This is a genomic window from Hymenobacter mucosus (assembly GCF_900188255.1).
Taxonomy (GTDB): Bacteria; Bacteroidota; Bacteroidia; order Cytophagales; family Hymenobacteraceae; genus Hymenobacter; species Hymenobacter mucosus.
The window spans coordinates 249,050-273,646 of the sequence record NZ_FZNS01000003.1; the positions used below are offsets into that span (position 1 = coordinate 249,050).

The following is a 24,597-nucleotide window of genomic DNA, read 5'->3' on the forward strand; positions in this document are numbered from 1 at the left end:
TCCATGCCCACGGATGAGTTTGGGGTGTTTCAGTGACAAACCCCTCCGATTGCGGGACCTGAAACGTGGTATCCCGGTGCGGGCCGTGGTCTTGGTATACAATAGATCAGCTATAGGCAACGGCAGGCTCGGGCGTCTGCTCCCGATCATCTTTATCACAGCCAGCGGTAAGGACCAGCGTCAGACCCAGCAATAGCGAGGGGGTAGCTTGTATTTCATAAGGAATAGAGAAGTGTAAAAACACTATATATAAAACCGTGTCAAGTAGGATAGGTCGTGAACTGGTAGTAGATGTTGCGCTTGCTTGTGCAAAAGTTATGTAGGAAGGAGGGACTAGAGAGCAAAATGCAACTATGCCCGTTCTTCAGTAGCTTCTGGGAAGCCCGGGGTAATGTGGGGGTACATCCTGACAATGCATTAGCAACAGAGACGAAATAAAAAACACGATTTCAACATTCCATCATCTCTCAATCAGCGTTAGCGTATCTGCATTACAACAGCGTTAAGGGCTTTCTCAAAATTTACAATCGTAAAAATTTGCTCTGAATCCAGGTTTCAGAGTTACTTTAAAAAAGAAGGAGCCAGAACACATAGGCTCTGGCTCCTTCAAGCTGGTAAGATAACTATCTACAGAAACCAGCTGTTTAGTGTGGTAAGAAGCAAGTGAGTGTAGGGTTTCAAAAGGTAACCCCAATCATCAAATGCTTTTTCCAGTTCTCTTATAACTCCTAATCCGAGAAGAAGATTGGAGCATAAGTCACGAAAGGAAATTTTCTTACCAAACTTCGGACTGTTACTTGGCTTTCCAGGGCGCATAAAGTACAGATGGAGGTTTGGAAATAGGGGCGTCTTGCTCCTCCCAAAAGAAGAGGTTACCGTTGGCGCGGTGCCTCTTTTTTGTTTAGTCGCATCTCAGTCATAGGACGCCGCTGGAGCTATGACTCTCGAATGCTATGCTCTCATCTAGTCACAATTAGAGTGGATAGAAAAATGGGCAGGGAAAGCTCCCTGCCCATCGTTTCAAAACTACGAACCGCAGGCCTCGCAGGCGTCTGGGTTATCCAGGGAGCAGGCCATGTCGGAGGCGTTCTGGGCCGATACGTTCAGCGGCTCCAGGGTCTCGGCGGCTTGCTTTTGCACCGTGAACTTGATGGCATCCACGGCTGCTTTGGTGCGCAGGTAGTACATGCCGGTTTTCAGACCCTTCTTCCAGGAGTGGAAGTGCATGCTGGTGAGCTTGCCGAAGTTCACGTTCAGCACGTGCAGGTTCAGGCTCTGGCTCTGGCAGATGTACGCGCCCCGGTCGGCCGACATATCAATAATGCGGCGCTGCGAAATCTCCCACACCGTCTTGTACAGGTCCTTGATGTTCTGGGGAATGTTCGGGATGTCCTGCACCGAGCCGTTAGCGGCAATGATGGCATTTTTCATCTGCTCGTTCCACAGGCCCAGCTTCACCAGGTCTTTGAGCAGATGCTTGTTTACCACCATGAACTCTCCGCTTAGCACGCGGCGTACATAAATGTTGGAGGTGTACGGCTCAAACGACTCGTTATTCCCTAGGATCTGGGCCGTAGAGGCTGTAGGCATGGGGGCTACCAGCAGAGAGTTGCGTACACCGTGTTCTACTACTTGGGCGCGCAGCGTTTCCCAATCCCAGCGGCCGGAGTCGGGCGTTACGCCCCACAGATCAAACTGGAACTGGCCCTTGCTTAGGGGGGAGCCGGGGAAGGTCTCGTAGTGGCCGTCCTTGATGGCGAGGTCCTTAGAGGCCGTCATGGCCGCGAAGTAGATGGTCTCGAAGATGTCCTTGTTCAGGCCGCTGGCTTCGTCGCTCTCGAAGGGCATGCGCAGGGCAATGAACGTATCGGCCAGGCCCTGCACGCCCAGCCCGATGGGGCGGTGGCGGCGGTTGCTACGCTCAGCCTCTACCACGGGGTAGTAGTTGATGTCGATGACCTTGTTGAGGTTCATCGTGGCGTGGTAGGTTACCTCGTACAGCTTCTGGTGGTCGAAGATCAGGTTGCCAGCTTCGTCGGGGCGCACGTAGCGGGGCAGGGCCAAGGAAGCCAGGTTGCACACGGCTACCTCGTCCTTGTCGGTATACTCCATAATCTCGGTGCAGAGGTTGGAGCTCTTGATGGTACCGAGGTTCTTCTGGTTGCTCTTGTTGTTGGCAGCGTCCTTGAACAGCATGTAGGGCGTGCCGGTCTCGGTCTGGCTTTCCAAGATGGCAAACCACAGGTCCTGGGCCTTGATGGTTTTGCGGCCACGGCCTTCGCGCTCATACTTCTGGTAGAGGCGCTCAAACTCCTCGCCGTAGCACTCATCGAGGCCGGGGCACTCGTTGGGGCACATCAGCGTCCAGTCGCCGTTGGCTTCCACGCGCTTCATGAACAGGTCGGGCGTCCAGAGGGCATAGAACAAGTCACGGGCGCGCATTTCCTCCTTACCGTGGTTCTTCTTCAAGTCCAGGAAGTCAAAAATATCGGCGTGCCAGGGTTCCAGATACATAGCGAAAGCGCCCTTGCGCTTCCCGCCGCCCTGGTCCACGTAGCGGGCCGTGTCGTTGAACACCTTCAGCATGGGCACAAGGCCGTTGGAAGTACCATTGGTGCCTTTGATGTAGGAGCCCGTGGCGCGCACGTTGTGTACGGCCAGGCCAATACCGCCTGCGCTCTGCGAAATCAGGGCGCAGTTCTTCAGCGTGTCGTAAATGCCCTCAATGGAGTCGTCCTTCATCGTGAGCAGGAAGCACGAGCTGAGCTGGGGCTTGGGCGTACCGGCGTTGAAGAGGGTAGGCGTGGCGTGGGTAAACCACCGCTCGCTCATCAAGTTATAGGTTTCGATGGCGGCGTTGATGTCGTGCTTGTGAATACCCACGGCCACGCGCATCAGCATGTGCTGGGGCCGCTCTACCACCTTGCCATCGAGGCGCAGCAGGTAGGAGCGCTCCAGGGTCTTGAAGCCAAAGTAGTCGTAGTTATAGTCCCGGTCGTAGATGATGGCCGAGTCGAGGGTGGCGGCGTGGGCGTGCACGATTTCCCACACATCCTGAGCAATGAGGGAAGCGTTTTCGCCGGTCTTGGGGTCCTCATAGGTATGCAGCCGCTTCATAGTGCTGCTGAACGACTTGCTGGTCACCTTGTGCAGATTGCTCACGGCAATGCGCGCCGCCAGAATAGCATAATCGGGGTGCTTGGTCGTGAGCGAAGCCGCAGTTTCGGCCGCCAGGTTGTCGAGCTCTATTGTGGTTACGCCGTCGTAAATGCCGTCGATAACCTTCTTGGCCACCTCAATGGGCGACACGTACATCATATTGAGCCCGTAGCAGAGCTTCTCAATGCGAGCCGTGACTTTATCGAATTTCACGGACTCGCGGCGGCCGTCGCGTTTGATTACCAACATAGGCGTAGCAGGTAGAAGGGTGTTGGGATATGGAAAGACCGGGTGAAGCCGGTCGAAGCTGTCGGGCGAAATACGGGGCGTTACCGCGCCAGGTGGCAGGGTCAACGGTTCCGAATATATCCGTCCTGGAATCTCAGGACAAACCTTCTCTCTAGAAGTTTTCCACATAAGCTTAACATGCTGACAATCAACGCGTTTTTGTAATTCGAGGGCTGCTATATAGCTAACTAAAATGGTTAGAAATAAGGTTGCTGAATTCCGCCAGAAGTGGTATTGTCGGTAGGAGGCGGTCAAGCGTACACAAGCACATCGGCGCCCAGCTCAACAACCTTGTTGAACTGGGCGCCGATGGATAGAGCGGGTTTTGCCCCGCGGCTGGATTGCGTGATTATACTCCCAGGGTCCAGCCTTGGCGGTATTCCCGCTTCACGAAGCGGTTGGCCTCGTCCCAGTTGGTTACCTTCATTTGGCGGGCGTCCCAGTCCAGTTTCAGGTTGCGGCCTGGGTACGTGAAGCCGTTGCCTGCCGCATTGGCGTGACGGACATCGTAGCCCCGGATAGCCAGGTTAGCTACCAGTAGCGCCTCCGTAAGCGGCCCGGCCAGCTCGAAGGGGGAGCTTACCTCTTTATTGCCATAACCGGCCAAGCACGCCTCCACCCATTGCGCATAGTGACCATCAGCCCCACCCGGCACGCGGGCCAGTGTGGGCTTCACCTTCACTTTGCTGGTACGGGAAAGGGGTAGCAGCTGCGGGTTGGCAGAATAGGTGCTAGCCATCATCTTGCCTTTCTTGCCCACGAACAGAATGCCGTTGCCTCCATCGCCAAACAACTCGTTGGAGCCTAGTTCGGCGGGCCGTTCAGGCTGAATGCCTCCATCCATCCAATGTACCGTCACGTCGTGCTTGGTTTTCGAGGTTTTGGGGAAGGTGAGTATGACGTGGCTAGAAGGCGGACAGCTCTCGGGGAAGTAGCCGCGCTTGAACTCATCGACATACACGCTGCCCACGCTAGCCTGCACGGCCGTGGGGTACTGCAAATCCAAAACTCGGAAGGGAGCCTCCAGCAGGTGGCAGCCCATGTCGCCGAGGGCCCCGGTGCCGTACTCCCACCACCCGCGCCAGTTGAAGGGCACCAGCTTATCAATATAAGCAGTGTGCGGTGCCGACCCTAGCCACAAGTCCCAATCTAGTTCGGCGGGCACCTTACCCGGCGTGGAAGACCACGGAATGCCCTGTGGCCATACGGGGCGGTCGGTCCAGCAATACACCGTATCCACATCCCCGATAAGCTTGGCATCGTACCACTCCCGCAGCTGTCGCACGCCATCGTTGGAGGCACCCTGGTTTCCCATCTGCGTCACTACCTTGTACTTGCGGGCGGCCTCCGTCAGTACCCGGGCCTCGTAAATGTCGTGGGTAAGGGGTTTTTGTACGTACACGTGCTTGCCCAGCTGCATGGCGGCTAGGGTTACGTTGGCGTGGTTGTGGTCGGGCGTCGATACGGAAACGGCATCAAAGTTCTTGGCTTCCTTGTCGAAGAGCTGACGCCAGTCTTTGTAGTATTTGGCCTGAGGAAAAGACTGGACGGATTTAGCCGCGCGACGGTCGTCCACATCGCAGAGGTAGCCAATGCGGGCTTTGCCGCTTTTAAAGAAGCTGGCCAGGTCACTTTCACCTTTGCCGCCCACGCCCACACCTGCAATTACTAGCTGGTCGCTAGGGGCCGTGTAGCCCTTACCGCCCAGCACAAAGCGGGGTACAATCATAATGCCAGCCGCCGCTACTGCGCTTTTGGTGATGAACTCTCGGCGTGAAACAACAGGGGGTGGATTTTCAAGCTTGTTTTCAGACATGGTGGGACGTATTAGAGGGAAGTAAGTTGGAGCAGGTAAGCACGTTGGCGTATCATTCCGAGTAAGTAGAATGCGCCTGTCATATCAGAGGCCAGAAGGTACAAATTTCAGCGAGTTTGCCCAGGCCCTTGGTTTCAAGTAGTAGAGTAGCAAGCCCCTCACTAACAGGCCGTATTACCTTCCGCGCCTCAAACACCACTGCTAGCCAACGACCACATCGGTAGCCCTAGCCACTAGAGCTCCGCGGTGGTGCCGCGCCGGTAGGTGGCGCACGAGCAGTTGGTGAATAGCATTTCCGTGTAGCAACCGTTAGGGCTGGTTAGGTTGGTGCTTTATTGCGCAGGCGGCGTGTATACTAGTCCAAAGCGCTTGGCGTAGCTGGCTAAGGGTTCCATTCCGATGGCGGCGCGGCGCTCATCTACGTGGGCTTCATCTTCAATGGGGGAGAATACAGTTTTGCCCGTGGCAGAATCGGTGTGGAGTTGGCTGCCATAGATCTGCGGCTTGCCCTGTCCGATTAGAATACGATCCTGTAACAGCGCCAGAGCCGATTTCGACAAGTCGCCCCGCTCGGCCGCCTGTTTAGCCATGGGGAAATACTTCTCCATAACGGGTAAGTTAGAGTGCTGAATCACAAGGAATACGGTTGTAGTACCGGTGTTCCCTACCTCAGCTTTGGTCGGCCATCCGTGCGTATCCAGCAGCTTTGTGATGCGTTGCAGGTTATGCGCATCAGTAGCTTCTATTTCCTTCCAGAGCGCCGTCATCTCCGGGGACTTCATGCCGTACTGTTTTTCAATGGCATCATATTTCATCCGCCCGCCCTGGTCCAGGGCGTGAATGGAGTCGAGCTGCTGCTTAAGGGGCTTGTTGTAGTTGGCCTCTATCTTGGCTACGCTGGCCTGTAGCTTCGTGAGCATGGGCTGCCAGCGCTTGTCGGTGTGCAGGGCCGTTAGATCGGTGTCCTGCTTCACGTGGGCCACGTTTTCCCAGCCGGCCGCGGTAGCTTTATCAAGGTACTGAAAGGCTTTGGTAGCGTCGCCGGCCTGGGACCAGCTGCACGCGGCGTTGTACAGGTCCGCGCTGCTCGGTTGGGCCTTGGCTTGCTTGAAAGCTTGGTCGTAGAGCATACCCGAACTCTTATAATTCTTCGCCTCGTAGGCATCAGCGGCTTGCTGGTTTAGCTTTCTGAACTCGCTTTGGGCAAAGGCGAGGCTGCTACTCAGCAGGAAGGTGGCCAGAAGAATAGTGACCTTTTTCATAGGGTACAGAGCGTATAAATTGTGGAAATAAAGGGCAGACTGTCAAAATATTAATGGGCAGCTACTACGTGCTGCCGCGGTAATAATACGATTTTACTATGAACGCGAAAGGGGGCGCCAATCATATGATTAGCGCCCCCTTACATTGGTGGCATCCAGCTGTCTAATGCACTGCGTGTACTACGAGCTACTCCTCAGACTTGCCCCACAGCTAGCCAATTAAAAATCCTCGTCGAGGGAGAAGGCATTAGAAGTCCGCTCACTCATAACCCCAGCTTTCTGGTACTCGCCCACGCGCTTCTCGAAGAAGTTGGTTTTGCCCTGCAACGAAATCATTTCCATGAAGTCGAAGGGGTTAGACGCCCCGTAAATTTTGCTGTAGCCCAGGGCATCCAGCAGGCGGTCGGCCACAAACTCAATGTACTGCGACATGAGTTGGGCGTTCATGCCAATCAAGTTTACGGGCAGCGCGTCGGTCACGAATTCCTGCTCAATAGTGACTGCGTCGCGGATGATTTCGTGCACGCGGCTTTCGGGCAACTTGTTCTGCAAGTGGTCTTTGTAGAGCAAGCAGGCAAAGTCGCAGTGCAGCCCTTCGTCGCGGCTGATGAGCTCATTGGAGAAGGTCAGGCCGGGCATCAAGCCCCGCTTTTTCAGCCAGAAGATTGAGCAGAACGAGCCCGAGAAAAAAATACCTTCCACGGCGGCAAAGGCAATCAGGCGCTCGGTGAAGTTCTCCGAGTTAATCCACTTGATGGCCCACTCACCCTTCTTCGCAACGGCTGGTACCGTTTCCAGGGCATTGAAGAGGTAGTCTTTCTGCTTGGGGTCTTTGATGTAGGTATCAATCAGCAGAGAGTACGTTTCCGAGTGGATGTTTTCCATCATCACCTGGAAGCCGTAGAAGCAGCGAGCCTCAGCCATCTGCACTTCCTGCATGAAATTCACGGCCAAGTTTTCGTTTACGATACCATCGGAGGCCGCGAAGAAGGCCAGCACGTGGCTGATGAAGTGACGTTCGCCTTCATTGAGGTTTTCCCAGTCCTTTTGGTCCTGAGAGAGGTCAATTTCCTCGGCCGTCCAGAAAGAGGCCTCGGCCTTCTTGTACATCTGCCACACATCATTGTGCTGGATTGGGAAGAGGACGAAGCGGTTGGGGTTCTCGGTGAGCAGAGGTTCCATGGCAACAGGGTAAAAGTTGATACGAGAGAAGGATAGGGAGGCCCCAATGGGGGCGGCAGTTCTAACCCCGGTCCGCCGGGTTTGTTTGCGACCGTGTAGCCCGACGGTACTTCGGACAGGAAGCCAAAGATAGGCCCCGCTTCGGGGAAGCAGGACCCCGCCCCACCATTTTTTGTGTGTTAATTTTTGGCTATGCCGCTAAGCAGGTGAGCATTAGCCAACCCCGATAAATCAGTGTGGAAAAGATAAAAGTAGGGCATATGAATAAAAGTTATCCACATTTTGCCTGTGGACAATTGTGGTTATCCACAAAAATTCTATTCGCGTACCCGCTGGCGCGTTCCTGCTTAGGTGTTTGTGAAAGCTTGTGGCACAGATGCAGAAGCGGGAGCAATGAGGTTTAATGAGTTAGGGTTTGGATTTGTAAAATCATACTTCTACTTTTGCCTTCCATTTTTCAGAAACCGCGAAGACGCCGATGTACGCAATTGTCAACATAGCCGGGAAGCAGACCAAGGTCGAAGCCAATAAATTTGTATACGCCCACCGTTTGGCTGGCAACGTCGGCGACACCGTAGAGCTGGGCAAAGCCCTGCTGACCGATGATAACGGAACCCTCACCATTGGAGCTCCTGAGCTGGACGTAACCGTAACCGGTACCATCCTTGCTCACGTAAAGGGCGACAAGGTGTTGGTATTTAAGAAGAAGCGCCGTAAGGGCTACAAGAAGCTGAACGGTCACCGTCAGCAGTTCACTAAAGTACTGATCAACAGCATCGGGTAATTGAGCTGCCTGTTTTATGTTGCCAGTTGCTAGTCTGCGTAAGATTCGGCAACACTGAACTGGCGACAGGCAACTAATAACTCTCAACTCAACAATACCATGGCACACAAGAAAGGCGTAGGTAGCTCCAACAACGGTCGTGAATCGCATAGCAAGCGTCTCGGCGTGAAAATTTTCGGTGGTCAAGACATCATCGCCGGCAACATCATCGTGCGTCAGCGCGGTACCAAGCACCACCCCGGCCAGAACGTGGGTATCGGCAAGGACCACACGCTGTTCGCTATGATCGACGGCACGGTGCAGTTCCGCAAAGGCCGCAAAGACCGTTCGTTCGTATCGGTAGTTCCGGCTGGTGTGGAAGAGGTAGAAGCAGTAGCTGTTTCGGCCGAGTAGCACCAATAGAACTTCCGGGATTAACCGGAATTTTGAGCAAAGGGGACCGCCCATTAGGGCGGTCCCCTTTTCGCATTACGTGGGAATCTGTTTCAGCAGGCTTGTAGGGCTGTAGTATCTTAGCTTATATAAAAGCCAACTAGGGCTGTAAGGCGTATAGTACCGGCTTGCTAGGACTGGCGTCCAGGACTAAGCTAGTGACTTGCAGATTCAGCAGATACAGGCCATCCGCTACCGTATCGGGCACGAAGATGAGCTCAGTGATGGTAGCCGCATGACGGGTAGCGTAAGGGTACTGCCAGAAGGCATGATGTGCTAATAGCTCGCCCCCGTCTTCTTCCCGGTCTACGCTGGGCAAGTCGAGTAGCAGGTGCTCAATACCTTGCGCCACGAGGTAGTGTGCTACAGCAGGCTCCAGATAGGTAGGGTTGGTGCCAGAGTACTGCCGGCTGCGCTTAGCATCGTCGTTGGGTAAGGTGCGCAGGATAAGCGCTTCAGGACAGAAGGTCTCTGTTTGGTTCTTGGCCAACTCTTGGCGTACGTCTTCCAGTAGTACTACCGCGTCGCCATTGGCCAGCACGCGGGGCTGCACGCTTACTAGCCGAGCTACGAACAGAAACCGCCGCAGGCAGCGGTCCAAAGTAGCCTCAGGTGCGGGCGAGATATGTCCGTAGCACTCGGTATGGGTGCCATTGCCGTGTGGGGTCAGGTGCACGCGCTTGTAATTGGTGCTACCACCCTCGGCCACGCTACCCACAAAGCTTCCCACCCGAATTACATCAAACTGCACCGGCTCGGCCCAGAAGCAATTTACTTGCTGCTCGCCGGGCGCTAGGGGCAGGGAGATGTCGAGCGGGGTACTGGGGTCGAAGGAGTAGGTGTGGCCTTGGTAGGGATAGGTAGCAAGCATGGAGCGGGCGTGTGAAATCAACTAGTAGAAGCCGGTTAAAAGCAGTACTAGGTAGCAGGGGGCTGGGCAGGGGCCTCTGCCAGCAAAGCTTGGTCTTCTTCTAGCAGTTGGTTTAGAATCTGGCTGATTTCGAGGGCGTGGCTAATCACCATGAAGTGGCCCCCGCCGCGGATTAGATGCTCAACGGGTGTGGGACCGGGCGGAAATACTCGGTCTTCGGTGCCTAGAATCTGGATGCTACGTCCCACGCCTGTGCTGTCCCAGTGCAGCAGGCGGTGAATGGCCCACCGGGTATACACGGGCTCCATGTCGCGCAGGATTTCCTTGAACAAGGAGTACTCGCGCTGCTTTACGCCAAAGTACCACTGTCCAGCCCTGGGAAATAGCTTAAGCCACTGGGGAGGAAACAAGCGGTATACCCCGGTAGCTCGGATAAGGCGCAGCAAGGGAGGCAAACAACTTGCATCGGGAATACTGCTGATAAGTACGGTGCGTAGGCCAGGGTGCGTTCGGGTGATTTCTAAAGCCACCACGCCCCCGAACGACACACCCACGATGATGCCTTTCTGCTCCGGTGGAATGATAGCTGCCATGCGGGCAGCATAGTGAGGTAGGGTTTCGTTGGGCTCGGGGGTAAGCCAGAGCAGTACCTGCGTTTTGCCCCGCAGCAGGGGTAGCAGGTTCTGAAACACCCGCTCGTCGGCGCCTAGGCCCGGAATGAGGTAGAACACGGCAGGTCTGGCTAGTAGTAACAGCTAAAAATAGGTGCGCAGTAGCGGCAAAGGCGAACTGTACGAATGGCTCAGGGCTCAATGCGCAAAAACACGTCTTCCAAGTAGAAGATGTTATGCGGTTGGCCAGATTCGTATTCTTCAGCCTCTTCGCTATCGGCGTCGAGGCTAATGCCGAATGATTCCTCGTCGTCTTCCTCATCCTCGTCGCCGAAGGGACCGTCGGCCGGATAGGTACAGGAAAGTTTTAGGGCCACGTTGGGCAAGGCCACGGGCGGGTTCGCCTCTGTGTTGTATTCGAGTAGGCAGGGCCACTCCGTGACGGTAGCCAGGGCATCGGCTACGTCTTCCTGCACCGACTCGGCGCGGGCTCCGGCTAAGCGCAGGAGTAGGTCGAGCTGCTGAAACGGCAAGCCCAGGTGGAAGAAGTGCAGCTCCTGATCGAAAAGGGTAGTAGCCCAGATAGTTACGTCGTCCGAGTTGTCGAAGACAATGGCCGTAAGCTGCACCTGTTCCACAAAGAAATCAGTATCATCAGCCAAGGCGTCAATCAATCTTCTCATATACTAGCAGCAGATTAGGTAGCAGGCCGGGGGCGAAAAGTGCAGGTGTGAATAGAAGAAAGGTGCCTCCCGGAGGGGAAATTAGGAGTTTACGGGCGTACTACTGCCTGTCGTTGCCGAATCTGAGCTCTGAAATAATTCTAGGGTGATATGATCTGCTAGTAGCTTGCCCCGGTTGGTGAGGCGTAGGATGCTAGGGGTGAGCTCTGCTAACCCGGTACGGTGCAGCTCCCGCAAATACACGGAGTGCTGTTGGTGTAAGTCTACCCCGAGGGTGTCGCGCAGGTAGGTGAGGTTGCACCCCTGAGCCGTACGGAGGCTGGTCATCAGGTACTCGTTGGCCCGATCTAAGGTAGTCAGGTGTTCTATAGTAGCTGGCACGTGGCCCTGCTCCAGCACGGCCTGCACATACTGGTGGTTGTTGGCGACGGTGTACTGCCGGTTGTGACCATCAAAGGAATGGGCACTAGGACCCAAACCCAGGTAGGGCACGCCCTGCCAGTACGCCGAGTTGTGGCGCGACTCGCGGCCGGGCTGGCAGAAGTTACTGATTTCGTACTGCTGGTAGCTGTGGCGCTGCATTTGCTCCAGAAGCATTTCAAACTGCTGAGCTACAAACTCATCGGGTGGGGGCAAGAAGCGGCCTTTCTTTGCCTGCCGACCAAACACGGTACCGGGCTCAATGGTGAGGGCGTAGCAAGACAGGTGAGGCACCTCCAGGGCGAAGGCGGCCGCCATATCCTGCGCCCAGATGCGGTGATCGGGGGCTGGCACTCCATAAATTAAGTCCACCGAGATATTCTCGAAGCCCGCGGCCTGGGCTTGCTGCACCGCTACCGTCGACTCTTGAGCGGAGTGGGCCCGATTCATAAGCCGCAAGTGAGGCTCGTGGAAGCTTTGCAGCCCAATGCTGAGGCGGTTGATGGGGGAAGCCGCCAACTCCCGCAGCTTGGGTGGTGTCAGATCGTCGGGGTTGGCCTCCAGGGTAATCTCGGCATCGGGGGCTACCGCAAAGTGCTTATGAATAGCCGCAAACAGAGCATCCAGCTCGGCAGCCGAAAGCAGTGAGGGAGTGCCTCCACCAAAGTAAATGGTGTTGAGCACCGCATGTGGTCCTAAGTAGGCATGGCGCAATGCTAGCTCCCGCACCACGGCCTCCACTACGCTGCCCTTCAGCCCCAAGGAGGTACTAAAGTGGAAGTCGCAGTAGTGGCATGCCTGCTTGCAAAAGGGAATATGGAGGTAAAGGCCGGACATGAGGAAAGCAAAAAACAGAAGCCGGCCCTGGATAGGTGGCGGCCAGCGCATACGGTAGTGAGTGGCAGTTTCGCCAGTAATAGCAAGCCCCGTCCGTTGGTAAAGGTGGCGAACAGGGTTTACACATAACACCTGAAACACCAGCGGAAGTTGCTTTTGCTGAGCTACTGCCTACAGCAAGGCCTCATCAGCGGCAGTGGAAGGCTGAGCAGTGAAGGGCAGGAACGTTATGGTAGGCCCCGGCGCAAGCAAGCCGCACTCCGGTGTACTTTCGGGAAATTAAAAGCGCGTTTTTGCGTTTCAGAGCACAAATGTACGTCCGCGCCCTCTTTCTTGCTTGGTTGAGTTGCCTAGTGCTGAGCACTGGGCCGTCGGCGTGGGCGCAGGTAAGCCCCGGCACGCCAGGCCAAACACCGCTACAAACGCCCCCGCTACCCCCTGCTACCGCCCGCCCCGATACGGCAAGCCGTCGGCCGATACCCGTGCGACGGCCTATTGCTGTAGTTGTGGCTGTGGAGGAGGCCGACCGCCCTGTGCTACGCCGCTACCGGTACAAAGCCAGTGCTGCCGATTCGGTGACGGCCCTCCGCGATGTGCGCAGCCTTGTGCTGGCCCTGCAAGCCGATTCGTATCTGACGGCCTCAGCCGATGATTTGCACTGGGGGCGCGACTCCCTGCGGGTTCGGCTTTACGTTGGTGAGAAATTCCGCTGGGCGCGTCTGCGCAACGGCAACCTCGGCGACGGGCTGCTTACGCAGGCCGGCTACCGCGAAAAGCTGTTTCGGGGACAGCCGTTCAACCCTGTGGAGTGGGCCAGACTTCAGGAGCGCATCTTGCACGCGGCCGAAAACCAAGGCTACCCTTTTGCTACTGTGCGCCTAGATTCCCTGGAGCTGAACGGTGCCGACATAGCGGGACGCGTGGTGCTGCAGCGGGGCGCTCCCGTACTATTCGACTCCTTACAGGTTCTGGGTACCACCAAAACGCGCAAGCAATTTTTAACCCGCTACCTGCAGATTTTCCCGGGGCAGCCGTTCAGCCAGCAGCGCTTAGACGAAGCCACCCGCCGCCTTCGTCAGCTACCCTACGTGCAGCTCAAGGCCGATCCGGAGGTGCGTTTTGCCCGGGGGCGGGCGCGGGTGTACTTTCTCTTGGAGGATCGGGCCGCTAGTCAGTTTGATGCCATCGTGGGGGTACTACCCAACACAAACCCCGGAGTAGGGGAGAAGCGCGTGCAGATTACCGGCGACGTAACCATCAACCTGCGCAATATCCGGGGTGGGGGCAAGGGTATTGGTATTCAATGGCGCAAGCTCGACGCGCTGTCGCAACTGCTTGATGCCCAATATGTGCATCCCAGCTTTTTCGGAACGCCCTTGGAGCTTGGAGGCACCTTCAACCTGCTCAAGCAAAGCAACCAGTTCCTGACGGTGCGGCCCCGCCTACAGGTCACCTACCCCACGGCCCGCGCCGGGCGGGTTGCGTTTTTCACTGAGCGCCGGAGTTCCCGCCTGCTGTCCAACCCCTCGTTTAAAACGCTCACGGTCCTACCCGAAAACATCGATTCCAAGTTTAACTCCTACGGCCTAGACTACGCTTGGAGTAACCTAGACGATTTGTACTTCCCACGGCGTGGCACGGCCATTACGGGGCAGGGGGCTATTGGTACCAAAAGCATCAGCAAAAACTCTGAGCTAGATCCTACCCTCTACGAAGGGGTAGCCCTGCGCTCGACGCAGGTGAGCGTGGGCGTGCGGGCCGAGCGGTATGTGCGCATTGGGGGCAATGGCGTGCTCCTTACCCGCCTCCGGGGCGAAGGACTGGTGAATGAACGGCTGTTCTTAAATGACCTGTTTCGGTTAGGTGGATTAGCTACCCTCCGCGGCTTTAGCGAGTTGGCGTTCTATGCCAGTCAGTACGCCGTGGGCACTGCCGAACTCCGCCAGTTCACCGGGGCCGATTCCTACGTGTTCGTGTTCGTTGATCAAGCGTGGCTGCGCCAGCGTATAGCCACGGAAACTGCCCTCGATACTCCTACTGGCTTGGGCGCGGGACTGAGCTTCCGCACCGGCGCGGGCATATTTCAGTTCGTGTACTCCGTGGGCCGCTCGGAAGAACTTAACCAGAAGATAGCCCTGGGCTCCTCTAAAATCCACTTCGGTATCACCAACCGGTTCTGAGGCAGCACGGGCTTGTTAGAATCAAGATCTGTGCATGGCTCATCTTGCTGGCGCCAAGAAGCAGCGCAGCATATACAGTAGCGGCCAGATTTGTCAAAAAGCAAAAAGCCCCGGCTCGGAAGAGCCGGAGCTTTTAGTGCGTGCGTAAGCCTTGGCTTACTGTAGGGCTTTTTTCAACTCGCCAGCAGCTAGGTCTTCGGCCTGCATAGCCTCGGGTACAACGGCGCCCATGCCAAAGAATTCATGGGTCACGTTTTCGTATAGCTTGTAGGTTACGGGAATACCAGCAGCCTGTAGTTTGTCAGCGTAGGTTTTGCCCTCGCTCATCAGCGGGTCGATGCCGGCGCCGATAACGGTAGCGGGTGCCAGGCCTTTCAGGTTAGGTGCCGTCACCAAGGAAATCATGGGGCTCTTCCCGTCGGCGGGAGTGCGCAGGTACTTATCAAAGAACCAGCCCATGAAAGGCTTACTCAGGGGCTTAGCGTTGGCGTTCTTCTGGTAAGAAGGCGTATTCATGTCGTAGCCAGCAATGGGGTACACCAGCAGTTGGTGCTTAGGCTGCATAGCGCCCTTATCGCGGGCCATCATGCACACAGCGGCGGCTAGGTTACCGCCGGCGCTTTCCCCTGCCACAGCTACGCGCTTGGGGTCACCCTTGATGGAAGTGGCATTCTTCAGCACCCACTGGTAAGCTGCAAAAGCATCGTTGTGAGCCGTGGGAAACTTGTGTTCGGGCGCTTGACGATACGCTACCGATACGAAAATGGCGCCCGTCTTTTCCGTCAGGGCCCGCACAGACGGGTCGTAGGTGTCGAGGTTGGCAATAACCCAGCCTCCACCATGGTAGTACACCACCACGGGTAGCGGCCCGGTAGCACCTTTGGGCATGTAGATGCGAGCTTTTACGCCCGGAGCTACTTCCTTGCTCATCGTGTCGAGGGGAGAAGGTGGCGAGGGTACATGGAAATCTTGCATCACGGCCATAGTAGCATCGGTAGCGGAAGGAGCCTTGCGCACTTCAGCTACGGGCAGCTTCTCTGGCGGAGTAGGACCTTGCAGCTTTTGCAGCTTTTCAATTACCGTGAGCATTTCCGGACCAATATTGGGTGCCCAGGCTGGTGGCGGGCCAGCAGGCTTCACCGCTTGCGGACCGGCCGTGGCGCTATCGGCGGGGGTAGTAGCCCCGCTATCGGTTGGGGTGGTAGTAGCAGTGGCACCGGCTTCGTTGTTCTGCGCGGAGTTGCAGGCAGCCAGCGAAAGACCAAGGGCAAGCGTTGGGAAGGCCCAGCGCAGCGTGTGAGGGAAGAGGTTCATACAAGTGTGGTTGTTGTTAGTAGTGCAGGTGCTCCCGTGTACGGTCCGGTAAATCAAACTGAGCGCTAGCTGCCAAAATCTTGCACACTTGTATAGTGCGTGTATTTAGATGGAAAATTATTCTGCCTGATAATCAGGTAGAAACCGATCAGGTGGTAGTATTTGTAGCTACAAATGCGGATTTAACGAAAAACTATCTACATTTGCATCACCAAACAGTGCGGGGTGGAGCAGTTGGTAGCTCGTTGGGCTCATAACCCAAAGGTCACTGGTTCGAGTCCAGTCCCCGCTACCTAAAAGGGCGTTTCCAATCTGGAAACGCCCTTTTCTTTTGTTCGTAGCACGCATTGCACGCCAAATTCTGGCCTTCCAAATGCCTAGGTAGGCCAGCCTCTATAAGCTAGCACTAGGTTAAAGCTTACCATGCTACTGGCCTATGTTCTCCTCCCCCAACCGAGTCGCGCCCTATCTGACTGCTGTGCTGTGCGCGGCAGGTACCCAGTTGGCAGAGGCCCAAACCAACGCCGTACCCGACCCGCAGTGGGGCTCTTGGCACATTGGAACGGTGATATTGCCGGGTGGACCGAAGCATTGGGGCGGCTACGCCGAAGTGCAGGCTCGTGCCAATGGCCTCTTTCGGCAGTATTTCTACACTGAGCTAAAGGGCGGAGTCAGCTACGACTTGGCCAAGAACTTCACCTTTATGGTAGCGGGTGGCCGCTACGCCACATCTGACTACCGGGACTTGAGCGATGGCCCGCTGAACGTGGAAAAGCGCCTGTGGGAGCAAGTAACGTTTACTCACTACAGCGCCCGCCTGAAAATAGAGCACCGCTACCGGGTGGAGCAGCGCTGGTTTTCTTTCCGCGACGATATCACGCCGGAAGGCTCTTACCGCTACCGGAACCGTATTCGCTACCGCCTCAACGGCTTCCTGCCCTTGAATCACCCAACCGTCACGAACAAGACAGTTTTTCTATCCGTTTACGACGAGGTGTTTTTCAACACGCGCGGCCCCTTTTTCGAGCGCAACCGGGTGTACGGGGGGGCAGGCTACCAGTTCGACCCGCACTGGACGGTGCAGGCTGGGTGGGTAAACCAAGCCAACTTTACGCCCGCCAGCTACCGGCAACATGTGTTTACTCCCCAAACAACGGCCACCAAAAACAACCTAGTGCTGTCGGTGATGTACCGCATCAACCGCCGCAATGGCGAAGTGCCTGCCCGCGAGTACGTGCCTTCGCAGCCGGACTAACCAAGTCTGGGGCAATAATAACGCAGAAATGGCAGCACTACTTGCCCAGCCCTACCCAGCCGCGCTGCATGGCGTAGTAAAGCGCCGTGCCCACTACCAAGCCAATAAGGTAGCCGTAGGGCGGCAATCCGCTACATAGTAGCCCCACTAGCAGAGCCAGCAGCAGATCGGGACGAGAGGTGCTGATGTCGCGGAGTAGGGTGGCTAGGGTGAGGGCCTCAAACAGCAGCAGCACTCCCAGCAGGGGCAGCGGGAAAATTTGCACCACTTGTTGAAAGCCTTGGCTAAAAAATAGCCCTAGTATTAGAAACAGCCCCCCGTAGAGCACTACCGAACCGCCCGTGCGCCCGCCGAATGTGTAGTGGCCTACCATGCCGCCCGAGCCGTGGCACACCGGAAAGCCACCCAGGAAGGGATTTACAAGATTCATGAGGCCGTAGGTGAAGCTGATTTGCCGCACCGACAGCCGCCGATCAGGAAAATAGTCTTCTACTACCTGCTTTGTAGCCAGCACGGAATTGCCGAGCGACAACGGAATTTGGGGCAAAGCCAGCAGCAAAGCGCCGTACTTGATATTGTCCCAGGTAGGGGCCTGCCAGCCGGGTAGGTGCAGGCCCACGGCGCGATGCGCGGTAGCCAAATCCAGCTTGAACGTTAGGCCATAGGCAACGCCTAGGGCCAATACTACCAGCGCGGCCGGCCAGCGCCGGTTGCCGAGCAGCACCGCCGTTACTAGAAAGGCGGCGGCCGCCAGCCAGTAGCCCGGCAGGCCATCGGCTGGCACATACTCCTTGAGGGCCAGCGTAGCCAGCTGTAAAGCCAGTCCAAACTGAATACCCCGAATAACGGGCTTGGGCACTAGCTGAGCCAGCTTATCAATCAGCCCCGATACTGAGAGCACCAACATGCTGACCCCAATGGCCAGCCCACCCCCAAAAATGACCTTGCCAGGAATCTTTTGGGCAATGACGAGGGCAGCAAAGGCCTTGAGCGGCTGCACCGGCATGGGCATACCGTACCACAGCCCGGAGAAAATTTGCATCACCCCAAACATCACCAGCACGCCCGCACTGTCTACGCCCGAGGCGGCAATGATGCCAATGAGCAGTGGCAAGTCGGTGCCTAAATCGCCAAAGGCCCCAGCCAGCTCATTTCGGTCAAAACGGATACGCGGACGAGAAGGCGGTGTGGCGGTAAGCGGCATTGGGGCAATGGAAAATAATCAAAAGAACGAAAAAGAGGGGCAGCTAATTAAGCCGGCGAATGCGGGGCATTGGCCACGTTGAGAGCTTCTTGCCAAGCCAGAAAGCCTCCATCTAGGTTAAGCAGATTGGCAAAGCCGTACTGAGTTTGGAGCCGCTCTACGGCTTGGGCGCTGCGGCTACCTGAGCGGCAGTACACTACTACGGGGTGTTGCTTAGGAACTGCGGCCACGCCCTTGTCGAGGTTGCTCAGGGGAAGCAGGGTAGCGCCCGGCAAGTGGCCTGCGGCATACTCGTGGGCCTCGCGCACATCCAGTAGAAACGGAGGAAAGTCGGACTCCAGTTGCTGCTGTAGCTCTGCCACCGAAATGCTCGTGACGCCTACCGCGCACAAGTCGGCGTAGTCTTGGGGGTTGGCATTGGTGAGGTTGATGGCGGCTTGCTCAGGCTGGCGGGCAAACTTGAGCGTGCGGGTTTGAAAAGTGAGGGCATCAAACAGCCACAGCCTACCTGATAATACCTCGCCAATGCCTAGCACTACTTTGAGGGCTTCCGTAGCCTGGGCCATACCCACTAGGCCGGGCAGCACACCCAGCACGCCCGTGGCGTCACAGTTGGGCGCTTCCGCCGACGAGGGTGGCTGCGGAAACAGGCAGCGGTAGGTAGGACCACCTTGGTAGTTGAACACTGAAACCTGCCCCTCGAACTTGTAGATGGCGCCTGAAATCAGGGGGCGGTTGAAGCTCACGCAGGCGTCGTTGAGAAGGTAGCGAGTCGGGAAATTGTCGGAGCCGTCCACTACCACATCGTACTTGCTGACTAGCTCGCGCACGTTGCCCAGGGTGGCTCGGCAGCGGAAAACCTCCGTGTGCACCAGAGGGTTGATGCGCTTCACGGCGCGGGCCGCTGCCTCGGCTTTGGGCTGGCCCAAGTCGGCGGGGCCGTACAGAATCTGGCGTTGCAGGTTGCTACGGTCGACCGTATCTGCGTCCGCAATGCCCAGGGTGCCCACGCCAGCCGCGGCTAGGTATTGTAAAATGGGGCAGCCTAGTCCGCCCGCACCCACCACTAGTACGCGGGCGTTTTTTAGGCGGAGTTGGCCAGCTTCGCCAATCTCAGGTAGCTGCAAGTGGCGGCGGTAAATCTGACGTTCTTCGGAGGTTAGCATGTACACAAGATAACAGGTGCCGGGCTGACAACCGGGGCAGAGTACGGATAAATAGTAACTCAGCGGCAGGCTTCTCTCGTTACTTTGGCACGTGTGGGCCCTGGTTGCTTAGCTCAAACTTACTTCCCGCCCATAAGGTTAAAAGGAATATACCACTGCGTTCTGCCTACCCCCACTTGAGTAAGGATCTGCGCGGTTCCAATACAACTTCAGCCAACTTCCTACCCCGTGCTCGTTGCAGGGGGAGGACCCACCCCGTTACGTATCACCATGTCTGCTCCTGTCTTTCTCCCGCCCACCAGCTACGATTACGTGACTGTGCATAAAGTGCAGGGCACTACCATGACTACCGCCTCCGACGTGCTGGCCGCCGAAGAACCTCTGGAAATCAGGGTGGGCTACGGGCCAACTGGGGAGCGGGAGCACCGCACCCTTTCCATTACCATGCGCACCCCCGGCCACGACTTTGAGTTGGCGGCGGGCTTTTTGCTTACCGAAGGCATCATCCATGGCCGCCAGGATTTGCACGGCGTCATTTACTGCCCTGATGTAGAGAAGGAAGATGAGCGCGAAAATGTGGTGCGCGCCGAGCTAGCCCCCACAGCCACGCCCGACCTGCCCCGCCTGGAGCGCCACTTTTACACCAGCAGCAGTTGTGGCGTCTGCGGCAAAACCAGCATCGACGCGGTGCACGCGGCCGCTTGCCCGGTGCTACCCACGGCCGGCCCCTACATCGACCCTGCCGTAATCCATCAGCTACCGGAGCGGCAGCGGGCGGCCCAGGCCTTGTTTGAGCAAACGGGCGGCTTGCACGCGGCCGCGCTTTTCTCACCGGCCGGCGAGCTGCTGTTGCTACGCGAAGATGTTGGCCGTCATAACGCCCTAGACAAAGTGATTGGCGCGGCCCTTTTCCAGGAAATGCTACCCCTGCACGATGCTGTACTGCTGGTAAGCGGGCGCGCCTCTTTTGAGCTGGTGCAGAAAGCAGCGGTGGCGGGCATTCCGGTGCTAGCTGCCGTAGGAGCTCCCAGCTCCCTGGCAGTACAGGCCGCCAACGATTTCGGGATGACCCTTTGCGGCTTCGTCCGCCAGGGGCGCTACAATGTTTACTGCCACGAATGGCGGCTTCAGTCTGCCGGGCAAGAAGTGGAGTAGGAGACTCCGTTACTGATAGTGCGCAGCCAGTGTCTCGTTACACGCCGGTTACCACCAGTGGGGCAGCTCTGTTCCGGCCACCTACCACCATAGTACACCCCAAACCAGGGCTGCTGCCAAGTAGCCAGCCACTAGCCGCCCGCCCAGTGGAAGTGCTGCCCGCAGCAGCAACCGCCGCCCTACCTGCTTCGCAAACAGCAAGCCGCTTGTAAAAAGCAACGCCACGTTCATCAGGCAAGCCGCCGCTACCAGGGTTCCACCCCAATAAACGGTAGTGACTAGTACTGCCATCCACTGGGTGTCAGCAACACGCAAGCCTACTACTAGCCAACAGTGGTGCAATGACTTCGCTATTCAGGGTGAATAGCAGCCAATAGGAGTGTAGCGTTACCACAAATCACACGGGAATACGGGGCAAGAGGAGGTGTACTGCTAGCTAACCCGTTGGATGGAGCCAACAGTACAGTTCTGCTTCCAAATAAAACCGTAAAATCGGTTCGTCTATTTCAGCAGCATGGGCGGGCATTTTACTGATTTTCCGGTCATTTCGGCTAAGCGCCACCGCAACATCTGACGTGTTACCTGCGTCTGAATCTCATACCATTTCTTCTCATGAAACTTCGCATTGAAGACAACTCGTTGCGCCTCCGCCTGTCGGCGGAAGAGGTGGAGCAGTTTGCTACTGTGGGGCGGGTAGCCGCCCTGGTACCCCTTGGGCCTGCCGCCGCCGACAGCCTGACTTACGCCTTAGAGCGCGCCGAAACCGAGGAGTTTCGCGTCACTTACGGAGCCGGGGCCCTCACTGTGAAAGTGCCTGCTACGCTGGCCAACCATTGGACGAGTACTGACCAAAATGGCCTTTCGGCTACCCTCATGGTAGCCGAGAATCAACCCCTGAAAATCTTAATCGAAAAAGACCTGGACTGTCTGCATTGACGGGCTGGGCTACCACCCACACTGCTACTTCCCCTCCGCGCTATGGACAAATCTCCTGCTTACGACCCCAATCAGGCCGGTAAAATAGATCAGCAAACTGCTGGCAACAACGTTCCGAAGAGTGGTGAGCGCCCCGATCAGGGTGCCGCCCCTACCAGCGACAACTGGAGTACCTCACCCGAGCGGGAATCAATGGACGAGCGGCCCATGGAGGCGCCTGATACGCTAGGTGCCAAGCACAAGCACCCCATTCTGGCCCAGCCCCCCGAAGAGTTTACGGGACTTAAGCTGAGCAAGCCTGCAAAAGTAGCGGCTGGCGTAACGGCAGTACTGAAGTCGGGAGCCTTTGCGTTTAGCGAAGATGGCCCCGTACGTGGTACTCATGCCCTGCTTAAGCTAAACCAGAAGGACGGATTCGACTGCTCGTCTTGCGCCTGGCCCGACCCCGACGACCACCGCTCCGTGGCTGAGTTCTGCGAGAACGGCGCCAAGGCTACTGCCTCCGACGCTCAGTCGGACCCCGTGGGGCCTGATTTCTTTGCCAAGCACAGCCTCGCGGATTTGTCGCGCATGACGGACCGCGACCTGAATAATGCGGGCCGCATTACCCACCCCATGGTGCTACGGCCGGGGGCTACTCACTACACACCCATTGAATGGCCTGAAGCTTTTCAGCTGGTAGCCGATGAGTTGAACGCGCTGAAGTCGCCTAACGAAGCCATCTTCTATACGTCGGGCAAGGTGCCGAATGAGCCCGCCTACCTCTACCAGTTGTTTGTCCGGCAGTTTGGCACCAACAACCTGCCCGACTGCTCCAACCTGTGCCACGAGAGCAGCGGCGCCGCCCTGAGCAATACAACGGGCCTGGGCAAGGGCTCCGTGACCCTGAACGACATGTACGAGGCCGAGGTAATCCTTATCATTGGGCAGAACCCCGGCACCAACCACCCGCGCATGCTCACGGCCCTGCAAAAGGCCAAGCGCAACGGAGCCAAGATCATCAGCATCAACCCCCTGCATGAGGCGGGCCTGCTGCACTTCAAGAACCCCCAGGACTTTATGAACCCCATCAAGGCCCTAGGGGTATTGCTGGGCGATGGTACCCCCATTACGGACGTGTACTTGCAGGTACGCATCAACAGCGACCAACTAGTGATGCGTGGGTTGATGAAGTGCTTGCTGGAGGCGGAAGCACTGAACCCCGGCCAGGTCCTTGACCAAGGCTTTATTCAGGAGTACACTACGGGCTACCCCGAACTGGTAGAGACTCTGAACAATACTAGCTGGGCCGATATTGAGGAAGCCAGCGGCGTTACGAAAGCCCAGATTCAGGAGGCCGCCAACTTAGTGGCACAGCACAAGAAAATCATTACCTGCTGGGCAATGGGTCTTACTCAGCAGAAGAATGGCGTGTACACCATTCAGGAGGTAGTGAACATGCACTTCATGAAAGGTGCTATTGGTATCCCCGGCGCCGGCTTGTGCCCGGTGCGTGGCCACTCCAACGTGCAGGGCGACCGGACCATGGGCATCTGGGAGCGGCCCACCGAAACTTTCCTGGCTTCGCTTGATAAGGAGTTCAACTTTACCTCTCCGCGCGAGTACGGCTACGATGTAGTAGAAGCGGTGAAGGCTTTGTATGATGGCCACGTGAAGGTATTTATGGGCCTGGGGGGCAACTTGCTCTCGGCCTGTTCCGACACGGAGTTTGTGGCCGAAGGCATGCGTAAGCTGCGCCTCTCGGTGCATGTGACGCCCAAGCTCAACCGCGGCCACTTGGTAAACGGCGAAATGGCTCTAATTCTGCCCTGCAAAACCCGCATCGATATTGATATGCAGAAATCGGGGCAGCAGTTTATGACCTGCGAGAACTCCATGGGAGTAGTAAGCATGAGCAAAGGCGTGTTAGAGCCTATTTCTGACCAAATGCTGAGCGAAGTAGCCATTGTGAGCGGCATTGCCATTGCTACGCTGGGTGAGCGCAGCACCGTAGACTGGGTGGGTTGCACCGAGAACTACGACCTCATCCGCGACTATGTGGCCCGTACTATTCCGGGTTTCGAGGAGTTCAACACCAAAGTGCGGCACCCCGGCGGCTTCTACCTTCCCAACGGCCCCCGCGAACGGAACTTCACCACCGAAAATGCCAAGGCTAACTTCACCAGCACTCCGTTGGAAAAGCACGTGTTTGAGCCCGGCCAGTTGGTGATGATGACCATTCGCTCGCATGATCAGTTTAACACCACAGTATACGACTACAACGACCGGTACCGGGGTGTGCATAACGAGCGGCGCGTTATCTTCTTAAACCCGAAAGACATGGCCGAGCGCGGTATCAAAGAGAAAGGCTTGGTAAATATTACCAGCCACTTTGCGGGCCAAGAGCGCCACGCCGAGAAGTTCATCGCCATTCCCTACGACATTCCGAAGGGCAACTGTGCCATGTACTTCCCCGAAGGCAACGTGCTGGTGCCCATTGGCTCGGTTGCCTACAAGAGCAATACGCCTACCTCAAAGTTTGTGATTGTGACGGTGGCTCCGGTGGAGCTGCCCGTTGGTACCCAAATTCCGACTTCCGACCGTGTAGCAGTGCCAGCTTAGGCTTACCCAAAATAATCCCGAATAGAGAAGCCCGATTGTGCAAACAGTCGGGCTTTTTGTTGTCTTGTTACTTTGGGCTAGTAGGCTTGCTGCCAAGGTGCTTGAGCGTTGGGCAACGTCACGATATAACGACCAATTCCGTAACCTCCACAGTTACTTCTGCGTCTGACATATTACGTATTGTGGGGTATACACACTGGTGGCGAGCGGTGCACAGGTGGCGTTGGCTGAGGTGGAATGCCGCAGTACGCAACCAACACAAGGTAAAGCGGTGTTGCCTTGGAGTGCTGGCAAACTGGCTCGTCACCTGGCTATCATCAAATGCTGCTTCTGTTGGCGGTTGGTTTGCTCGCTTACGTGAGTTGGTTTTAGAAATTTTCACCGGGAAGAAGGTAGGTCCGTTGCCAAAAAACAGCGGAGTTTCCTTATCTTTTTCCTTTC

The 24,597-nt window shown here is 56.6% G+C and carries 19 protein-coding genes and 1 tRNA gene; 8 read left to right on the forward strand and 12 right to left on the reverse strand.

Annotated features, from left to right (window positions below; genetic code table 11):
- Positions 1-1,026: 1,026 nt before the first annotated feature.
- The 4 genes from CHB83_RS08320 to CHB83_RS08335 all read right to left on the reverse strand — a co-directional run bounded on the left by CHB83_RS08320 (position 1,027) and on the right by CHB83_RS08335 (position 7,707).
- A complete protein-coding gene (locus CHB83_RS08320) occupies positions 1,027-3,408 on the reverse strand; it encodes a ribonucleoside-diphosphate reductase subunit alpha (RefSeq protein ID WP_089332282.1) in 2,382 nt (793 codons plus the stop codon).
- Positions 3,409-3,796: 388 nt separating this feature from the next.
- Positions 3,797-5,263, reverse strand: a complete 1,467-nt coding sequence (locus CHB83_RS08325; RefSeq protein ID WP_045687471.1) for a Gfo/Idh/MocA family protein — start codon at positions 5,261-5,263, stop codon at positions 3,797-3,799.
- Between the two features lie 332 nt (positions 5,264-5,595).
- Entirely contained in the window at positions 5,596-6,525 is a 930-nt protein-coding gene (locus CHB83_RS08330; RefSeq protein ID WP_245855307.1) for a DUF6624 domain-containing protein, read from the reverse strand.
- Between the two features lie 219 nt (positions 6,526-6,744).
- Positions 6,745-7,707: a ribonucleoside-diphosphate reductase small subunit gene (locus tag CHB83_RS08335; protein ID WP_072144860.1), complete on the reverse strand. Its 963-nt coding sequence runs from the start codon at positions 7,705-7,707 to the stop codon at positions 6,745-6,747.
- Positions 7,708-8,185: 478 nt separating this feature from the next.
- On the opposite strand from CHB83_RS08335, the gene rplU reads away from it, so the two are divergent.
- Positions 8,186-8,491: a 50S ribosomal protein L21 gene (gene rplU, locus CHB83_RS08340; protein ID WP_045687470.1), complete on the forward strand. Its 306-nt coding sequence runs from the start codon at positions 8,186-8,188 to the stop codon at positions 8,489-8,491.
- A gap of 99 nt (positions 8,492-8,590) precedes the next feature.
- Complete coding sequence (gene rpmA, locus CHB83_RS08345; RefSeq protein ID WP_045687469.1) at positions 8,591-8,884, forward strand: 50S ribosomal protein L27; 294 nt, start codon at positions 8,591-8,593, stop codon at positions 8,882-8,884.
- Positions 8,885-9,023: 139 nt separating this feature from the next.
- Here the strand turns inward: rpmA and CHB83_RS08350 are convergent, their stop codons facing one another.
- From CHB83_RS08350 to hemW, 4 genes are all read right to left on the reverse strand, one after another.
- A complete protein-coding gene (locus tag CHB83_RS08350) occupies positions 9,024-9,794 on the reverse strand; it encodes a cyclase family protein (protein ID WP_045687468.1) in 771 nt (256 codons plus the stop codon).
- Positions 9,795-9,841: 47 nt separating this feature from the next.
- Positions 9,842-10,525: an alpha/beta fold hydrolase gene (locus CHB83_RS08355; protein ID WP_089332283.1), complete on the reverse strand. Its 684-nt coding sequence runs from the start codon at positions 10,523-10,525 to the stop codon at positions 9,842-9,844.
- 71 nt (positions 10,526-10,596) lie between these two features.
- A complete protein-coding gene (locus CHB83_RS08360; protein ID WP_143437051.1) occupies positions 10,597-11,088 on the reverse strand; it encodes a hypothetical protein in 492 nt (163 codons plus the stop codon).
- 81 nt (positions 11,089-11,169) lie between these two features.
- Entirely contained in the window at positions 11,170-12,345 is a 1,176-nt protein-coding gene (hemW, locus tag CHB83_RS08365) for a radical SAM family heme chaperone HemW (RefSeq protein WP_089332543.1), read from the reverse strand.
- Positions 12,346-12,686: 341 nt separating this feature from the next.
- On the opposite strand from hemW, the gene CHB83_RS08370 reads away from it, so the two are divergent.
- A complete protein-coding gene (locus tag CHB83_RS08370) occupies positions 12,687-14,525 on the forward strand; it encodes a BamA/TamA family outer membrane protein (protein ID WP_179225487.1) in 1,839 nt (612 codons plus the stop codon).
- 156 nt (positions 14,526-14,681) lie between these two features.
- On the opposite strand, the gene CHB83_RS08375 is transcribed toward CHB83_RS08370, so the two are convergent.
- On the reverse strand, positions 14,682-15,839 hold the full coding sequence (locus tag CHB83_RS08375) for an alpha/beta hydrolase (protein WP_089332285.1): 1,158 nt from the start codon (positions 15,837-15,839) through the stop codon (positions 14,682-14,684).
- Between the two features lie 219 nt (positions 15,840-16,058).
- Here CHB83_RS08375 and CHB83_RS08380 point away from each other — a divergent pair.
- Positions 16,059-16,131 (forward strand) — tRNA-Met (locus CHB83_RS08380).
- A 144-nt stretch (positions 16,132-16,275) separates the two neighbouring features.
- Complete coding sequence (locus CHB83_RS08385; protein ID WP_089332286.1) at positions 16,276-17,094, forward strand: DUF2490 domain-containing protein; 819 nt, start codon at positions 16,276-16,278, stop codon at positions 17,092-17,094.
- Between the two features lie 37 nt (positions 17,095-17,131).
- Here the strand turns inward: CHB83_RS08385 and CHB83_RS08390 are convergent, their stop codons facing one another.
- Both CHB83_RS08390 and moeB read right to left on the reverse strand, forming a co-directional pair.
- Entirely contained in the window at positions 17,132-18,298 is a 1,167-nt protein-coding gene (locus CHB83_RS08390) for a putative sulfate/molybdate transporter (RefSeq protein ID WP_089332287.1), read from the reverse strand.
- Between the two features lie 47 nt (positions 18,299-18,345).
- Positions 18,346-19,464: a molybdopterin-synthase adenylyltransferase MoeB gene (gene moeB / locus CHB83_RS08395; protein WP_045687463.1), complete on the reverse strand. Its 1,119-nt coding sequence runs from the start codon at positions 19,462-19,464 to the stop codon at positions 18,346-18,348.
- A gap of 270 nt (positions 19,465-19,734) precedes the next feature.
- On the opposite strand from moeB, the gene fdhD reads away from it, so the two are divergent.
- Positions 19,735-20,619 (forward strand): formate dehydrogenase accessory sulfurtransferase FdhD, encoded by an 885-nt coding sequence (fdhD, locus tag CHB83_RS08400; RefSeq protein ID WP_089332288.1) that lies wholly within the window; start codon positions 19,735-19,737, stop codon positions 20,617-20,619.
- A gap of 81 nt (positions 20,620-20,700) precedes the next feature.
- Here the strand turns inward: fdhD and CHB83_RS08405 are convergent, their stop codons facing one another.
- Positions 20,701-20,910, reverse strand: coding sequence for a hypothetical protein (locus CHB83_RS08405; protein ID WP_089332289.1), 210 nt, complete (start codon positions 20,908-20,910; stop codon positions 20,701-20,703).
- A gap of 321 nt (positions 20,911-21,231) precedes the next feature.
- Between CHB83_RS08405 and CHB83_RS08410 the strand changes: the two genes are divergently transcribed.
- Positions 21,232-21,555, forward strand: a complete 324-nt coding sequence (locus CHB83_RS08410; protein ID WP_045687461.1) for a DUF7009 family protein — start codon at positions 21,232-21,234, stop codon at positions 21,553-21,555.
- A 42-nt stretch (positions 21,556-21,597) separates the two neighbouring features.
- The gene (locus CHB83_RS08415) at positions 21,598-24,156 is read left to right on the forward strand and encodes an FdhF/YdeP family oxidoreductase (protein WP_089332290.1); all 2,559 of its coding nucleotides are present in this window, start codon (positions 21,598-21,600) and stop codon (positions 24,154-24,156) included.
- Positions 24,157-24,597: the final 441 nt, after the last annotated feature.